Source organism: Hyphomonas chukchiensis (assembly GCF_000682695.1).
Lineage (GTDB): Bacteria > Pseudomonadota > Alphaproteobacteria > Caulobacterales > Hyphomonadaceae > Hyphomonas > Hyphomonas chukchiensis.
This window is the reverse complement of record NZ_AWFG01000011.1, coordinates 12,009-26,727: the sequence shown is the minus strand read 5'-3', so window position 1 is coordinate 26,727 and position 14,719 is coordinate 12,009. Positions and strand designations below refer to the sequence as shown.

The following is a 14,719-nucleotide window of genomic DNA, read 5'->3' as shown; positions in this document are numbered from 1 at the left end:
GCAGGGGCGGGCATGTAGGCTGGCATTGCCAGATTCGTGTGAGGCGTTTCATGAAGTTCATCCGAGCCCTGTTGTCACTCATCGTGGCTGTCGTCATTCTCACGGCAGCTGTCGCGGGTGCGGGCTGGATCTGGCTGGGCAATGAAGTGGCCAAGGATGGGCCGTCTTCCGCCGAAACCCTGTTTGTCGTTGAGCCCGGCGAAGGCTTCTCCACCGTCTCCAGCCGGCTGGAAAAGGACGGTGTCATCCGGTCGGCCTGGCTGTTGCGCCTGAAGGTCCGCATTGATGGCACGGAGGGCGCGCTCAAATCCGGTGAGTTCGTGATCGAGCCGCAGGCCAGCATGGGCGAAATCCTGGAGACGCTGATCGAGGGCAAAGCCGTGATGCACAAGATCACGCTGCCGGAGGGGCGCACCACGGCGCAGCTGTTGCGCCTGATCGAAGCCGATCCCGTTCTGATCGGTCCGATGCCTGAACTCCCCGTCGCCGAGGGCAGCCTTCTTCCTGATACGTATCTTTATCATCGCGGCATGACGCGCGCCAAGCTGATCGCCCAGATGGCCAAGGCGCAGGATGACCTGCTCGCTGAACTCTGGCCCATGCGTCAGGACGGCTTGCCGATCAGCACGCCGCAGGAAGCTGTGATCCTCGCCTCCGTCGTGGAGAAGGAAACCGGACGGGCAGACGAGCGGCCCGAAGTCGCCGCCCTCTTCGTCACCCGCCTGAAGCGTGGAATGCGGCTGGAGAGCGACCCGACGATCATCTATGGCGTCTCGCAGGGCGAGCCTCTGTACAACAAGGCCGGCAAGCGCCGCACGCTGCTGCGCTCCGAGATCGACCGCAAGACGGACTGGAACACCTACCAGATCGACGGCCTGCCGAAGACGCCGATCTGCAATCCCGGCCGCGACGCCATTGCCGCAGTGCTAAACCCGCCTGAAACCGAGTACATTTTCTTCGTGGCAGATGGCAAAGGGGGGCATCTCTTCGCCAAGACGCTGGCCGAGCACAATCGGAATGTGGCGGCCTATCGGAAATACGAGCGCGGCGAGATCGCGCGGGAAAGGGCGACAAATGAGTGAACTGTCCGGCATGACCGGCTTTGCCCGCGTCACGGGGGAAGCGCCCTGGGGCAGCTGGGCCTGGGAAGCGAAAAGCGTGAACGGGCGCAGCCTGGATGTGCGTGTCAACACGCCGCCGGGATTCGACGTGCTGGAGCGCAGCGTGAAAGCGGCGGCGTCGAAACTGTTCAATCGCGGCTCGCTGCAAGTCTCGCTGCGAATCGACATGAGTGCCGGCGACGAGAAAGTCACCGTCAACGAGCCGCTTCTGGTAGCGCTGACGAATGCGGCGCAGGCCATTCACGGCGTTGGCCTGTCCGGCGAGGCGGTTGCCACGCTGATGACGCTGAAGGGCGTAGTCGAAACCGGCGGCAGCTCGCTGCGCGAACTGGCGCAGGACGAAGCGGCCATTGCGACACTGACGCAAGCCGCCGAGGCCGCGCTCAATGAGCTGGCTGCGGCGCGCCTCGCGGAGGGCGCTTCGCTCAAGGACCTGCTCACAGGACTGGTCAGCGAGATGGAAGGCTTTGCCGCCAGCGCCGCGAAACTGGCCGAGGGCCAGCCCGCGCTGCTGAAGGCGCGCCTGACAAAGCAGCTGGACGAACTCGATGCCGAGGGCCGCGTCGATGCCGACCGGGCGGCGGTGGAAATCGCCCTCAGCGCCGCCAAAGCCGACGTGCGCGAAGAGCTGGACCGCCTGTCGGCGCACTTCATCGGCGCGCGGGAATTGCTGGCGGCCGGTTCGCCGGCGGGCCGCAAGATCGACTTCCTGGCGCAGGAACTGAACCGCGAAGCCAACACGCTTTGCTCGAAATCTGTCAGCCTGGATTTGACGAATGCCGGTCTCGGCCTCAAAGGGGTGATTGACCAGTTCAAGGAGCAGGCCGCGAATGTCGAATGAGCAAATGGGAAAGCGCCGGGGGCTGATGCTCGTCCTGTCGAGCCCGTCGGGCGCAGGCAAGACGACGCTGTCGCACATGCTGCTGAACGAGTTCGAGGATGTGAACCTCTCGGTCTCCGCCACGACGCGCAAACCGCGCCCGAACGAGCAGGAAGGCGCGCATTACCACTTCAAGTCCGTTGAGGACTTCAAGGGCATGATTGCGAACCGCGAATTCCTCGAATGGGCCCATGTGTTCGACAAGTATTACGGCACGCCGCGCGCCGACACGGTGGCGAAGCTGGAGAGCGGCGAGGACATCCTGTTCGACGTCGACTGGCAGGGCGCCGATGCGCTGCACGACCAGATGCCGAACGATGTCGTCTCGGTCTTCATCCTGCCGCCGAGCATCGAGGAGCTGGAAGCGCGCCTTGCTGCCCGCGAGGGCTCGACGCCGGAAGATGTCGCCCGCCGCATGGTGGATGCGCGCCGGGAAATCATGCACTGGCGCCGCTATGACTATGCCATCGTCAATGACAATCTCGACGAGGCGTACCAGCGCCTGCGCCGCATCCTGCTTGTGGAGCGCCTGAAACGGCTGCGCCAGCTGGACCTTGAAGACCATGTCCGCCGCCTTTTGGGCGAGGCCTAGGAACACCCGAACCCTTTAGCCGTTTTTGCAAGTCCTCCCGGAAAGGGCCAGCACATGACGAACGATAATGAACCGCAGACCGGTGGCCAGTCGCCTGAGCCGCCGGCCCCTCCGCCGCGCCCCAAGGCGAAGCGGGTCTGGCTCCTATGGCTGCTCCCGTTTGCCGCGATTGTCCTGGTCGCCTGGTATGTGCTGCGCGGCGGCATGGACCGTTCGCACACATTCGAGGAAGTGACGGATATCGTGGTCGAGCCGTTCGACGGGAAGCCCTGATCAGTATGCCCGTATTCCCGGCGCAGGCCGGGGGCTTTCTCCGATTGCCTGAGGTCCCGGCTTTCGCCGGGAGCGCGGATTGGGGGGGCCTCTTTTTTGAGAGCGCGGTATCGGACCCCCACCCAGCCTCCCCCTTTCAGGGGGAGGAGTCCCTTTCGTGGGCCGAGATCATTCCAAACAGTGCGGACTGTTCTCCCCCCTGAAAGGGGGGAGCTAGAGGGGGGTCATGCAGGTGCGACCGGAAACGCCCTTTGGGGCGCCCGGCATGGGGGTCTGATTGTGAGGGGGATTCAGCCCGAACTTTCCCAGCTCTTGAACGCGGTGCGGAGCAATTCCGGCAGGCCCGTGGCGATGGCGCCGAGTTCGGGCGGCAGGCGGTGGGTGCGGGTCATGGGCAGCGCCATGGGCGCCGGGTCTCCGGCCTTCCGCTGGCGTTCCAGCGTGCGGGCGAGGCGTCTGGCATGGGCTTCGGGGGCCGCGAGCAGTTCCTGCAGGGCTGCGAGGCGGGCGAGGATCGGCGCGGCCTGAACGGGTCCGCAGGATCGCGCCGCTGTGGCGAGCCCGTCCCGGTTCATGTCCGGGCCCAGGATGCGGGGCGAGAGGCCCGTGAGGCGGCCCGAGGCCTTCGTCTCGACGCGCCCGGTGCACGAAGGATGCACGGACGATGCACGAACAGGCACAGGCGGCAGCACGAGCCCGAGGGCCATCAGAATGAGCAGCCGCCGGATGATGATTTCGAGCCGCGCGAGTTCGGCGCGGGCGCGCCGGGCGAGGGTGCGTTTCAGGGTTGTGGGGTTGAGGTGGGCGTTCGTCATCACGGCGACGTTCGCCAGCGCGCGTTGCGCGTGGGCGATGCCATGGGTGACGAAGGCGGACGTTTTGGTCATGGCGGCCAGTATAGGCCGGGCGGGATTAGGGTTGGATAAGGTGGGGAGGTAGCCCACCTTCTCCCTTTGGGCTTGCGAGGATCAGCAATCGCACTGCGATTGCCCGAGCGAGGGTTGGGGATGAGGGGAAACGTCGGCGCTGCGAGAGCGGTGTTTGCGGGGTGTGCGGTGGCCCCTCACCCCCGGCCCCTCTCCCAAGGGAGAGGGGTGCGCGTGTGGCTGGCTTTGTTCATCAATTGCCTGAGGTCCCGGCTTTCGCCGGGACTGTGGTTTGGGGGGAGTGGCGCTGCCTAATCCGGACGGGCGTCTTTCAGTTTGCCGCTGTAGAAGGTGCGGATGTCTGTCGAGAGGGCGTCGCGGGCGCCGTCGTTCAGGTACATCATGTGGCCGCCCTGGTAGTAGGTGAGGGCGACGCGGTCCTGCGGGATGCCATAGCGGCCGAACGTGATCTCTGCATCGAAGAAAGGGCAGATCAGGTCGTAATAGCCGCTGGCCACCATGACTTTCAGGGCCGTGTTGTGGCGCATCGCGGTCGTCAGCTGGCGGCCGACATTGACGTAATGCGGCTCCCAGGATTCGCCTTCCGCCTTGTCGTCAAAGTCCCATTGCGAACCGGCCTCGCTGCTGGACACCATGTAAGGGCGGTCCATCTCGACGCCGAGATCGGTCGACAGGTACTGGTTCATCAGGGCGGAATAGGCCGAGCTGACGAAATAGCTCGCCGCATCGTCTTCGGGGGTCTCGGCGATATCGTCGGCCTCGTCGCCGGCATAGCGGCCATCGAGGCGCCCGAGGGCGAGGCCCTTGTCACGCAGGAGTTCCTTCTGGAAGCGGGGCATCAGGATGCGCAGGCTGGAGCGCTCGATATAGACGGGATCAAGGCCGGTGAAATAGGCGAGCCGGTCGCGGATATGGGCGCGTTCGTCCGGGCTGAGACGGTCGCCCTTGAGCAGGGCCGGGCCATATTCATCGCGGGCAAAGGCGCGGGCCTCGCCGAGGAAATCGGCCTGGGCAATGCCCTGGCCGGCCTTGCCGTGATATTGCGCGGCGGCGGCCATGCTCGGCAGGTAGGTGATGTAGGAATAGACATTGTCGTCGACCGAGGTGGAGCCCTCATAGTCGAGCGCCTGCGAGATCAGCACGATGCCGTTGAGGGCGATATCGACGTCGCCTGTGGTCAGCTCATTGGCGAGATAGGCGGCGCGGGTGGTGCCGAAGCTTTCGCCGGCGAGGTATTTCGGGGCGTTCCAGCGCTTGTGCTTGGTGATCCAGATGCGGATGAATTCGGCAATCGAGCTGGCGTCGCCGTCCTCGTTCCAATAGTCCGCGTTTTCGCCGTCGCCGACGACGCGGCTGTAGCCCGTGCCGACAGGATCGATGAAGACAAGGTCGGTGACGTTGAGCATGGATTGTTCATTGTCGACCAGACTATAGGGCGCGGCGCCATCATCCGCGTCGGCATCGCTGGCGACTTCAACGCGCTTCGGGCCGAGCAGGCCGAGGTTCAGCCAGACGGAGGCCGAGCCGGGGCCGCCATTGAAGACGAAGGTGACGGGCCGGTCGGCGCCCGCATTGTCGCGGATATAGGAGAGGGTGAAGAGGCTGGCGGCCGGGTCGCCTTCCTCGTTGGCGATATAGGTCTCGCCCGCTTCGACATGGTAGGCGATTTTCTGGCCGCCGAAGACGCCGCTATGCTTGCTCTCGAACATGACCGGATCGGGCACGGGCCTGGTTTCGGTCTTTTCGTCGTCCGCTTTGGCGGTGTCCGGGTCGGCAAAGGCGGGTGTGGCAACGGCCATCACCAGGGCCATGAACAGGGCGCGCATCATCATGTCTCTCCGTCTGGGGCCTCGGCAGGACCGGGGCAGGATAGCGGTTTGAGACGGAGATACTTGATTGTAAAGGCAAAAACCAGTCGCCGGGGCGAAGGGGTGTCAAAGCGCCCCGGGTTTTCCTGCCACGGTATCCGGCAACAGGCCCCGAGATACACCCCGGCGCACCTGCGTGCTTTCCATTCCCGGCTGTCACGGCTAAGTCATACAGGTCGCAAAACGGGCGAGGGAGCGTATCTGGATGCTGGCGGGTTATGAATGGGGCTGGGACAATGCCCGTGCGCTGATCGGGATCGGGCTCATCTATGGCCTGTGCTGGCTGTTGTCGGAAAAGCGCGGCCTGTTCCCGTGGCGCATCATCCTCGGCGCGACGGCGATGCAGTTCGTGTTTGCGCTGCTGCTGTTCGGTGTGCCCTTCGTGCGCGGCATCCTGTTCCATGCCAATGACGTGGTCGACGGCCTGCAGGCGGCGACGCGCGCGGGCACGGGCTTCGTGTTCGGCTATGTCGGCGACAATACGGCCGGCGCCGAGCTGATGGAGGGCACGCCGCCGCCGCTGTTCTTCTTCCAGATCCTGCCGATCGTGATCGTCGTGGCGGCCCTGTCGGCCATCCTGTGGCACTGGCGCATCCTGCGCTGGGTGACCAATGGCTTTGCCTATATTTTCCAGCGCACGATGGGGCTGGGCGGGGCGACCTCGCTGGCCGTGTCGGCGAACGTGTTCATGGGCATGACCGAGGCGCCGGTGCTGATCCGGCCCTACATCAAGGGCATGACGCGGTCGGAACTCCTGATCATGATGACGGCCGGGTTTGCCACGATTGCCGGCTCTGTTCTGGTTGTCTACGGGGCGTTCCTGGATGGCAAGATGGCCAATCCGCTGGCGCAGCTGCTGACGGCCTCGATCATGGCCGCGCCGGCCGCCGTGGCCGTGGCGCTGACCATGATTCCCGAAACCACGCCGACGACCGAGCGGATGAAGCAGCCGGACTTCAACTATGCCTCCACGATGGATGCCTTCTCGACGGGTGCGACGGACGGCCTGAAGATCGTGCTGAACATTGCAACCATGCTGATCGCGGCGCTGGCGCTGCTCTGGCTGGTCAATGCCGGGCTGGGCGCATTGCCGGACGCGTTCGGCGCGCCGCTGTCGATCGAGCGGGTGCTGGGCTGGGTGTTTGCGCCGCTGATGTACATGATCGGCGTGCCGTGGAACGAGGCGGCTCAGTCCGGCTCGCTGATGGGCGTGAAGACGGTGCTGACCGAGTTCGTGGCCTTCCTCCAACTGGCCGAGCTGCCGGTGGATGCGATGGACCCGCGCACGCGGATCATCACGGCGCACGCGATCTGCGGCTTTGCGAATTTCGGCTCGATGGGCATCCTGATCGGCGGCCTGTCGATCATCGAGCCTGACCGGCGCGACGATTTCCTGTCGCTGGCCTGGCGCACGCTGCTGGCGGGCACGCTGGCAACGTGCCTGTCGGGCGCGGTTGTGGGCGCGCTGCCTTATCAGCTGTTCGCGGGCGCGCACTGAGCTGACGCTCGGGGAGGGCTCGCCAAGCGGCGGGGATCGCCCTAAGTCTCGGGCATTGCAACCAAGCCGAAGGGTTTTCCATGCCGCACCGACTGATTGCGACCTCCGCCAGCCTTGCTGTTCTGGCGACCTGTCTTGCTGGGCAGGCGCGGGCGCAGGAGCAGGCTGAAGCTGTGGATGGGGAGCGAGTTTGCCTGACTATCATCGCTCGGCAAACGGTCAATCATGATCTTGAATTGGCAAAACCAGATATCACAAATCCATCTGGCCTGTGCCTCATTGAGCGCGTTCTTGAACCTGTTCGGGTGTTTGGCGATCGACAGTTCGAAAACCCCGGCAGTTTCTCTGCTGCTACACATTCTGAGATCGCCGCCATTGATGCCGATCACCCCGCCGAAATCCTGAACACGCTGCCGGGCGTGAATATCCAGATGAATTCGGGGCAGGAGCATTTGATTGCCATCCGCTCGCCCGTGCTGACGGGCGGGGCCGGGCAGGGCAGTTTCCTGATCCTCGAGAATGGCGTGCCGACGCGCTCGCCGGCCTTTGGCAACGTCAACAGCCTGATGGAGCCGCATCATGAAGTGGCAGAGGCCATTGAAGTCGTGCGCGGGCCGGGCAGTGCCAAGTATGGCTCGAACGCCGTGCACGGGCTCGTCAATGTGATCCTCGGCAAGCCGGGCGATGGCAGCTTTGCCAGCGCGAGCTATGGCACGCTGGGCCGTTACCGCACCGATGCCGCACTGGACGATGGCGAGCATGTGCGGCTCGGCCTCTCGCTGCAGCATGATAATGGCTGGCGCGACAATACGGGCATGGACCAGCAGAAATTCTCGGCCGTTGGCGCCTATACGCTGGGTGCGTGGGATGTGACGCCATGGCTGTCGGCCTCGAACCTGAACCAGGAAACGGCTGGCTATGTCGAGGGCACCGACAGCTACAAGGACCGCGATCTCGCCAAGCAGAACCCGAACCCCGAAGCCTATCGTGACGCCTGGTCGGCGCGGCTGGGCATGCGGGCGGAGCGGGACCTGGGGCCGGGAACGCTGGTGCTGACGCCCTATGCGCACAGCCAGGCGATGATCTTCTCGCAGCACTTCCTGCCGAATGGCGGGGTTGAGAAGAACGGCCACACCGGCGGCGGCCTGATGGCGCGCTATGGCTGGGAGGCGAGCGATAATGTTGAGCTGCGCCTTGGCGCGGATGTGGATGTCGCGAGCGGCTACCTGAAGGAAATCCAGCCGGACCCGTTCGGCTTTTTCCCCGGCGACACGCGCTTCCCGCAGGGCGTGCACTATGACTATACGGTCGACACGACCGAGCTGGCGCTATGGGGCGAGGCGGAGTTTGCGCTGGGCCATGATGTCAGCGTGCTGGCGGGCCTGCGCGGCGAGACGCACGAATATGATTATTCCACCGCTGCGCCGGTCGGCATCAATGGCCGCTTCAATGTGCCAGCGGACCGGACCGACAGTTTCGACCTGCTGACGCCGAAACTGGGCCTCATCTGGTCGCCGGGCGATATCAGCTATTACGTGAACTATGCGCGCGGTGAGCGGGCGCCGCAGGTGTCCGACCTCTACCGCCTGCAGAGCCTTCAGGTCGTGGGCGAGGTGGACATCGAGACGCTGGACAGCGTGGAAGTGGGCGCGCGCGGCAGCGCCGTGGACGGACGGCTTGTGTTCGATGTGGCCGCCTACTGGATGGACAAGGAAAACTTCTTCTTCCGCGACAGTGACGGTCTCAACGTGCCGGACGGCTCAACGCGCCATGTGGGCGTGGAGGCGGCAGCGGCGTTCGACATCACCGACACGCTGGCGCTGAAGGGCAATGTGAGCTGGTCTGACCAGACCTACACGTTCGACCGCGTTGTCGGCTCGGGCACCGAGACGATCCGAGATGGCAACCAGATCGACACGGCACCGGAATGGCTGGCCGATGCCTCGCTCGACTGGCAGGCGACAGAGGCGCTTGGGCTCTCCCTGTCCGTGGAACATGTCGGCGAATACTATATGGACCCGGCCAATACGGCGACCTATCCGGGCCATACGATCCTGGCGGCGCGTGGATCCTATGCGTTCAGTGAGGGGACGGAAGTGTTCCTGATCGTGCGGAACCTGACGGATGAGGCCTATGCCGACCGGGCAGACCTTGCCTTTGGCAATGGCCGCTATTTCCCGGGTGAGCCGCTCAATGCGACGCTGGGCGTCAGGAAGACATTCTAGATGAAGGCAGGATCATCCTGAGCGAAGTCGAAGGACGAGCCGGGAGGTCAGGAGCACGCGCCCGTCCTTCGACTTCGCTCAGGATGAGCGCTACGATAATGAAAAGGGAGAGAGAAACAGATGAAACTTTACCAGAGCCCCAAGGCGCCAAACCCGGATCGCGTGGTCTTTTTCCTGCGCGCGAAAGGCAAGCTCGACGCGGTGGAGATGATCGACGTGTCGATCATGGACCAGCAGCACAAAACGCCGGAATACCGCGAGGTCTCGCCCTATTCGCAGGTGCCAGCCCTGGTGCTGGATGATGGCACGGCGATCACCGAGAGCCGCGCGATCTGCACCTATCTGGAAGGCATCTTCCCTGAGCCAAACCTGATGGGCACAGACCCGAAGGAAAAGGCCCTGATCGAGATGTGGGATCGCCGCATCGAACTGATGTTCTTCATCCAGTTTGCCGGCTGGTTCCGCAATTCGCACCCGATGATGGCGCCGCTGGAAGTGCCGCAAAGCCCGGAGGCCGCCGCCAAGGGCGAGAAGGCCGCGCGCGCAATGGCCAAGCGCCTCGACGCGCACCTTGCCACCCATGACTTCGTCGCGGCGGATCGTTTCTCGATTGCCGACATCACGCTCTACATCGCCGTCGGCTTTGCCCGCGTGATGAAATGGGAGCCGCACAAGGAACACGAACACCTTGGCCGCTGGCACGCCGCGATGACCGAGCGCGGGTTCGCGAAGGGCTGAGACGCTTCGCTAACACCCCTCCAACCAGAGGGGGACCAGTTCATTGGTTTGAATATCGAGTGCCCATACGCTCTCGATATAGGCCGACTCCTTGATACGGATGATAGGCGCGCGCGCTGCCATCAATTCGGATATCCTTGCCGGATCAGTTCCTTCCAGGAAGATGCTGATATCTGCATAGTTGCACCGGCCATCCCGGTCTTCGCCGCAGAGCGCCGGATTCAGCAGGGCGGCCAGATTATCTTCAGGCACGGTGTCCAGTGTGGCGCCGGAGCGAAGGCTGTCGGCAATGGCCACCTGCGAATCGGCGATCAACTCGGCGCAGCCGATATCTGGTTCATCAATCAGTTTGCTGCCCACAGGGAGAGCGATCAGCGCGTGACCGGAAATGCTCAGTTGGCGGTCAACGACCGGCGGTTCGCCCGGGTAGGATGAAGGGTGCAGGTGGCTCGTAAGCAGAGCTGTCTTGCCAAGCGCGGCGAATTCAATCGGCGTCGAGTCTGTTGTGTCACATACTGGAGCGTCTGCCGTGGCGTGCGACACGGCAGACAAGAATAGCGTGAGCAGAACCAGTACTTGTCTCATCAGTTCGCATTATCCCTGCAGATCATGAGCAGGATGTGACGAAAACTGGATAAGATTCACAGATCGGGCAGAGGCGTCAGGCGTTCTTGATCGACATGCCGCCATCGACCGGGATGTGCACACCATTGAGGAAGGAGGCCGCCGGCAGGACCAGCGACAGGGTCATGTTGGCGACCTCTTCCGGAATGCCGTAACGGCGCAGCGGCACGCGGCGCTTGGCGTAGATTTCCTTGTGCTCGTCAGGAATGCCGCTGGTGATGCCGGTGATGATCGGGCCGGGGCAGATGCAGTTGACCGTGATGCCTTCGCGGCCAAGGTCGACCGCAAGGCCGCGCGTCAGGCCGATGACGCCATGCTTGGCGGCGACATAAGGCGAGTTGCCGGGTGTGGCGCCGAGGCCTTCGGTGGAGGCGATATTGACGATGCGTCCCCAGCCATTCTTGCGCATGTAGGGCAGGGCGGCGCGGATGGCGCGCTGGTGCGAGGTGAGCATGACGTTGATGCTGGGGCCCCAACTGTCTTCATAGCTTTCCTCGCCGACATCGCCCGCCTTGGCGAAGCCTGCATTGTTCACGAGAATGTCCATGCCCCCGAAATGCGCGGCAGCCTCGTCGATCACGCGCTTGATCGCGTCGGCGTCGCTGACGTCCAGCGCCCAGCCTTTGACATGGCCGATGCCGGCCGCATTGATCTCGTCAACGACGCGGTCGACGTTTTCCTGTTTCAGGTCGGTGACGGCGACATTCGCGCCTTCGCGGGCGAAGAGGTGGGCGGTTGCCCTTCCCATGCCGCTGGCCGCGCCGGTGATGAGGGCGGTCTTGCCTTTGATGGAGCGGGAAAGTTCCTGATAGGGGGGCTGGGTCATGCTTTGGGCCTCTTCACTTTGATTGTACCGGAAAAATTGAGAACGGGGCGGCCGTCGGCGGTGACGATCCCGCGGACGAAGGTGATGGAGCGGCCCTGACGCAGCAGGTCGCCGCGCGCCTCGATCAGTTCGCCCTCACGGGCGCCATCGAGGAATTCGGCCGTAAACGCGACGGTGAGGCCGTAAACGCCCTCCATGCCCTGATGGCCGATGGCGAACAGGGCATAATCCGCGAAGGTCATCAGGCAGCCGCCATGCACCACGCCGCCGGCATTCATGTGCTTGCGCTGGGCGCGGAAGGCCGCAACCGGGCCTTTTTCGTCGGTCCGCATGTAGAACGGGCCGGCCGTGTCATATTCGAATGGCTCTTCAGGCCAGGTGTGCCAGCCCTTGAACTCGCCCTCTGTCACTTCCGTCGTCACCATTTGCGGCTTGTTCCTCCCTTTTGGCTTTGATACCGCACGGTCACCCTTCGACAAGCGTGCCCCAACGGCATATCATCTTGCCGATAAACATAAATGGGAGCCTCCATATGGCCTTCGATGCCGAAATCCGCGCTGCGCTGATCGAACAGGTGCGCCGCTTCGTGACCGAGAAATGCATACCGATCGAGGCCGAAGTCGGCGACAATGACGCCGTGCCGCAGTCCATTGTGGACGAGATGAAGAATCTCGGCCTGTTCGGCATTGCCGTGCCGGAAGAATATGGCGGCCTCGCGCTGGACATGGAAACCGAGTGCCTTGTGGCGTTCGAGCTGGGCCACACATCGCCCGCCTTCCGCTCGGTTGCGGGCACGAACATTGGCATCGGCAGCCAGGCGCTGGTCCTGTTCGGCACGGATGCGCAGAAGTCGAAATGGCTGCCCGGCATTGCCAGCGGTGACCTGATCGCGAGCTTCGCGCTGACCGAACCGGAAGCGGGCTCTGACGCCGGCAGCCTGACCACGAAAGCCATCCGCGACGGCGACCATTATGTGCTGAACGGCACCAAGCGCTACATCACCAATGCCAACAAGGCGGATCTCTTCACCGTCATGGCGCGCACCGATCCGTCGACGCCGGGCGCCAAGGGTGTCAGCGCCTTCATCGTCGAGCGCAATACGCCGGGCGTGTCCGTCGGCCAGCCCGAGAAGAAGATGGGCCAGCAGGGCGCGCATATCTGCGACGTGATTTTCGAGGATGCACGCGTGCCGGTCGAGAACCGCCTCGCGGGCGAGGGCGAAGGCTTCAAGGTGGCCATGAGCGTGCTCGACAAGGGTCGCCTGCATATCTCGGCCGTCGCCACGGGCGTGTCAGAGCGCCTGATCAAGGAAATGGTCAACTATTCGCTGGAGCGCAAACAGTTCGGCAAGCCGATCATGGAGCACCAGATGATCCAGGCGATGATCGCCGACAGCCAGGCCGAGACCTATGCGGCCCGCTGCATGATCCTCGACGCGGCGCGCCGGCGTGATGCGGGCGAGGATGTCACCATGCTGGCCTCGTGCACGAAACTGTTTGCGACCGAGGCCTGTGGCCGCGTGGCCGACCGCGCCGTGCAGGTGTTCGGCGGGGCGGGTTACGTCACCGATTATGGCATCGAGCGTTTCTACCGCGACGTCCGCATCTTCCGCCTCTATGAAGGCACGACTCAAATCCAGCAGATCATCATTGCGCGGGAACTCGCCCGCGCCGCCAAAGCGGGAAAGCTATAAATGTTCGACCACGACCCCACAGACCCGCACGAAGTCGGCCTCAACCCGGATCGCCTCGCGGCCATCCCGGAGTATTTCAAAACCAATTATATCGACACAGGCAAGGTGCCGTGCATGGCGACGCTGATCTCGCGCGGCGGCGAGATTGCGCTGGAAGACTATTCCGGCACGACGCATCTCGGCAGCGGCGAGCCCATCGGCCCGCACACGATCTTCCGCATTTATTCCATGACCAAGCCGATCACATCGCTGGCCGCCATGATGCTGTTCGAGGAAGGCAAGCTGCGCCTCGACCATGATGTCAGCCGTTACATCCCCGAATTTGCGGACGTGATGGTCTACGAGAGCGGCGACAAGGACAATGTGAAGACGCGCAAGCCGGACCGGCCGATGAAAGTGCTGGACCTGTTCACGCACACGTCCGGCATCACCTATGGCTTCATGATGCAGCATCCCGTGGATGCGCTCTACCGCAAGGAAAAGATCGGCCGGCCGGACGAGACATTGCAGGAAATGTCAAAGCGGCTCGCGAAACTGCCGCTGCAATGCTCGCCGGGCGACGAGTGGTGGTATGGCCATTCGATCGACGTGCTGGGCGCGATTGTTGAAATCGTCTCCGGCATGGAGCTCGATGAATTCTTCCGCCAGCGCATCACCGGCCCGCTCGGCATGCATGATACCGAGTTCTGGGTGCCCGAAGAAAAGATCGACCGCCTGATGGCCTGCTACCAGAAAGACGCCCAGACCGGCGAGACGACGCTGGCCGATGCGGCAGGCGCCGAGTCGCGCCTCTATGCGAAGCGTCCGACGCTGCTGAATGGCGGCGGCGGTCTCGTGTCCACCCTGCGCGACTATCACCGTTTCTGCCTGATGATCCTGCGCGGCGGCACACTGGACGGCGAGCGCCTGATCAGCCCCAAGACGCTGGAATTCATGCGCCAGAACCATCTGCCCTTCGGCCAGACCATGCGCGACATGGGCAAGTCCATGTTTACCGAAGTCATGTCCGACGGCGTCGGCTTTGGCCTCGGCGGATCGGTGGTGACCGATGTTGTCGCCACCATGCAGCCCGGCAGCGACGGCACGTTCAGCTGGGGCGGCCTGGCCTCGACCTATTTCTGGATCGATCCGGAAGAGGAGATCATCGGCATCCAGGCAACGCAGCTAATGCCGTCCTCCTCCTATCCGATGCGCCAGCAGTTCCAGCAGCTTGCCTATGCGGCGATCGACTGGTGAGCGAGCCGGGGCATAGCGCGGTGCGCGAAGCGATCCTGTCGCTGACGGCAGAGTGCGGCGTCGGCAAGACGATCAGTGCCGAACAGGCGGCCCGTGCCGTGAGCGAGGAGAACTTCCAGCGCGTGCTCAAGGATGTGCGCGCGGAAGCCGTTCGCCTCGCAAAGGCCGGGACGATTGCCATTTATCGCAAGGGCAAGCCGGTGGACAACCTTGATACGTTCAAGGGCGTGTACCGTCTCGGTCTGCCGCCGGCCTAGT

The 14,719-nt window shown here is 63.6% G+C and carries 15 protein-coding genes; 10 read left to right on the top strand and 5 right to left on the bottom strand.

The features are described 5' to 3' along the window. Nucleotides 1–50 precede the first annotated feature (50 nt). The 4 genes from mltG to HY30_RS04195 are packed head-to-tail and all read left to right on the top strand — an operon-like array spanning nucleotide 51 to nucleotide 2,866. The gene (gene mltG / locus HY30_RS04210) at nucleotides 51–1,082 is read left to right on the top strand and encodes an endolytic transglycosylase MltG (protein ID WP_034737464.1); all 1,032 of its coding nucleotides are present in this window, start codon (nucleotides 51–53) and stop codon (nucleotides 1,080–1,082) included. After that, a complete protein-coding gene (locus HY30_RS04205; protein WP_034737462.1) occupies nucleotides 1,075–1,962 on the top strand; it encodes a YicC/YloC family endoribonuclease in 888 nt (295 codons plus the stop codon). Before mltG ends, HY30_RS04205 begins: the two co-directional genes overlap by 8 nt. Beyond that, nucleotides 1,952–2,593 (top strand): guanylate kinase, encoded by a 642-nt coding sequence (gmk, locus tag HY30_RS04200; RefSeq protein WP_034737460.1) that lies wholly within the window; start codon nucleotides 1,952–1,954, stop codon nucleotides 2,591–2,593. The genes HY30_RS04205 and gmk overlap by 11 nt, the downstream gene beginning before the upstream one ends. Nucleotides 2,594–2,647: 54 nt before the next feature. After that, nucleotides 2,648–2,866: a hypothetical protein gene (locus HY30_RS04195; protein ID WP_034737458.1), complete on the top strand. Its 219-nt coding sequence runs from the start codon at nucleotides 2,648–2,650 to the stop codon at nucleotides 2,864–2,866. A gap of 290 nt (nucleotides 2,867–3,156) precedes the next feature. Here the strand turns inward: HY30_RS04195 and HY30_RS19940 are convergent, their stop codons facing one another. Both HY30_RS19940 and HY30_RS04180 read right to left on the bottom strand, forming a co-directional pair. Further along, entirely contained in the window at nucleotides 3,157–3,753 is a 597-nt protein-coding gene (locus HY30_RS19940) for a hypothetical protein (RefSeq protein ID WP_034737454.1), read from the bottom strand. A 290-nt stretch (nucleotides 3,754–4,043) separates the two neighbouring features. Continuing rightward, nucleotides 4,044–5,585, bottom strand: a complete 1,542-nt coding sequence (locus HY30_RS04180; protein ID WP_034737452.1) for a S10 family peptidase — start codon at nucleotides 5,583–5,585, stop codon at nucleotides 4,044–4,046. A gap of 241 nt (nucleotides 5,586–5,826) precedes the next feature. Between HY30_RS04180 and HY30_RS04175 the strand changes: the two genes are divergently transcribed. The 3 genes from HY30_RS04175 (at nucleotide 5,827) to HY30_RS04165 (ending at nucleotide 10,082) form a co-directional block, all read left to right on the top strand. After that, nucleotides 5,827–7,119: a NupC/NupG family nucleoside CNT transporter gene (locus HY30_RS04175; protein WP_051614813.1), complete on the top strand. Its 1,293-nt coding sequence runs from the start codon at nucleotides 5,827–5,829 to the stop codon at nucleotides 7,117–7,119. Nucleotides 7,120–7,424: 305 nt separating this feature from the next. After that, a complete protein-coding gene (locus tag HY30_RS04170; protein ID WP_241765642.1) occupies nucleotides 7,425–9,344 on the top strand; it encodes a TonB-dependent receptor in 1,920 nt (639 codons plus the stop codon). 120 nt (nucleotides 9,345–9,464) lie between these two features. Then, nucleotides 9,465–10,082 (top strand): glutathione S-transferase family protein, encoded by a 618-nt coding sequence (locus tag HY30_RS04165; protein WP_034737450.1) that lies wholly within the window; start codon nucleotides 9,465–9,467, stop codon nucleotides 10,080–10,082. A 9-nt stretch (nucleotides 10,083–10,091) separates the two neighbouring features. Here the strand turns inward: HY30_RS04165 and HY30_RS04160 are convergent, their stop codons facing one another. The 3 genes from HY30_RS04160 to HY30_RS04150 all read right to left on the bottom strand — a co-directional run bounded on the left by HY30_RS04160 (nucleotide 10,092) and on the right by HY30_RS04150 (nucleotide 11,957). Further along, nucleotides 10,092–10,667: a hypothetical protein gene (locus HY30_RS04160; RefSeq protein ID WP_155839240.1), complete on the bottom strand. Its 576-nt coding sequence runs from the start codon at nucleotides 10,665–10,667 to the stop codon at nucleotides 10,092–10,094. A gap of 76 nt (nucleotides 10,668–10,743) precedes the next feature. Continuing rightward, a complete protein-coding gene (locus HY30_RS04155; RefSeq protein WP_034737446.1) occupies nucleotides 10,744–11,532 on the bottom strand; it encodes an SDR family NAD(P)-dependent oxidoreductase in 789 nt (262 codons plus the stop codon). Then, nucleotides 11,529–11,957, bottom strand: a complete 429-nt coding sequence (locus HY30_RS04150) for a PaaI family thioesterase (RefSeq protein ID WP_051614811.1) — start codon at nucleotides 11,955–11,957, stop codon at nucleotides 11,529–11,531. The genes HY30_RS04155 and HY30_RS04150 overlap by 4 nt, the downstream gene beginning before the upstream one ends. A gap of 107 nt (nucleotides 11,958–12,064) precedes the next feature. Between HY30_RS04150 and HY30_RS04145 the strand changes: the two genes are divergently transcribed. Genes HY30_RS04145 through HY30_RS04135 form a run of 3 tightly spaced genes read left to right on the top strand, consistent with a single transcriptional unit; the run spans nucleotide 12,065 to nucleotide 14,718 of the window. Beyond that, complete coding sequence (locus HY30_RS04145; RefSeq protein ID WP_034737442.1) at nucleotides 12,065–13,225, top strand: acyl-CoA dehydrogenase family protein; 1,161 nt, start codon at nucleotides 12,065–12,067, stop codon at nucleotides 13,223–13,225. Further along, nucleotides 13,226–14,461 carry a serine hydrolase domain-containing protein gene (locus HY30_RS04140; RefSeq protein ID WP_034737441.1) on the top strand — a complete coding sequence of 412 codons (1,236 nt, stop codon included), beginning with the start codon at nucleotides 13,226–13,228 and terminating at the stop codon, nucleotides 14,459–14,461. After that, on the top strand, nucleotides 14,458–14,718 hold the full coding sequence (locus tag HY30_RS04135; protein ID WP_034737440.1) for a DUF3253 domain-containing protein: 261 nt from the start codon (nucleotides 14,458–14,460) through the stop codon (nucleotides 14,716–14,718). Before HY30_RS04140 ends, HY30_RS04135 begins: the two co-directional genes overlap by 4 nt. Nucleotide 14,719: the final 1 nt, after the last annotated feature.